This is a genomic window from Microbacterium sp. Leaf351 (genome assembly GCF_001423825.1).
In the GTDB taxonomy this organism is placed as follows: Bacteria; Actinomycetota; Actinomycetes; order Actinomycetales; family Microbacteriaceae; genus Microbacterium; species Microbacterium ginsengisoli.
This window is the reverse complement of sequence record NZ_LMPK01000034.1, coordinates 145,993-147,098: the sequence shown is the minus strand read 5'-3', so window position 1 is coordinate 147,098 and position 1,106 is coordinate 145,993. Positions and strand designations below refer to the sequence as shown.

Genomic DNA, 1,106 nt, shown 5'->3' with positions numbered 1-1,106 from the left:
CCCGCGCCGAAGCCCGTCGATGCGACCCGGCTCGTGCCCGTCACCTTCGTCGTCGTGGTGTTCCTGGTGGCGACGAGCGCCGTGCTGCTGCTCGCCGACGTCTTCAACCCGGTGTCACTGTTCCACTGACACCGGTTGGGCCCTGCCCCGACTGACGCCGGTCAGGCGTCGACGGGCGTGAGAGCCTGGGCGACGAGTCGTTCGAGGGTGCGCAGCCCGTCGCGCGACAGGATCGACTCCAGGTGGCCCTGCACCGAGGCGTAGCCCGGGCCGCGCAGGGCGTAGACGTCGCCGGTCGAGGGGTCGGCCGCGACATCCGCCCCGGCCACCTCGGTGGTGCCCGGAGCGACCTTCGCGGTGAAGGTGTTGTAGAAGCCGATCGAGGCGCGCTCGCCGAAGACATCGACGGCGAGCTGCAGGCCCTGGTGTGGCCGGTCGAGCGCGGCGAGTCCGATGCCGAGTCGGTCGGCGAGGATCTGATGGCTGAGGCAGACCGCGAGCAGCGGGCGTCCGGTCTCAAGGCGATGCGCGACGACATGTCGCATCGCGGCGATGCGGGCCGAGCCCTCGTCGCGGGGGTCGCCGGGGCCGGGGCCGGAGACGACCAGGTCGGCGGCGTCGAGAACGTCAGCGGATGCCGCGGCCCACGGCACGATCGAGACGTCGAGGCCGAGGTGGCGCAGTTGGTGGGCGAGCATCGTCGTGAAGCGGTCCTCGGCGTCGACGACGACCGCGGTGCGACCGGCGAAGGGGCCGCCGTCGGCGCGTTCCTGCGGGTTGAGCCAGAACGGGGCGAGGCGGGCGTTGCGCGACGTCAGCAGCTCGGAGATCTCCGGGTCGTCGGCGAGAGGCTCGCGCTCGGCCGTCGGCTGGTCGGCGTCGGCGCTCCGGCGCTCGTCGCGGGCGACCGCGCCGATCGCCCCCAGTACACCGGCGGCCTTGCCGTGGGTCTCGCTCACCTCTCCGTACGGGTCGGAGTGGCGCACGAGGGTGGCCCCGACGGGCACGCGCAGGCGGCCGTGCTCGAGATAGGCGGTGCGGATGAGGATCGGTGCGTCGAGGTCGTGACCGCCGCCGACGGCGGGCGTGAACAGTGCGGCGACGCC

The 1,106-nt window shown here is 73.3% G+C and carries 1 protein-coding gene; it reads right to left on the bottom strand.

Annotated features, from left to right (window positions below):
- Positions 1-161: 161 nt before the first annotated feature.
- The coding region (locus ASG00_RS18145) for an aminodeoxychorismate/anthranilate synthase component II (protein ID WP_235559496.1) at positions 162-1,106 on the bottom strand (945 nt) is incomplete at its 5' end.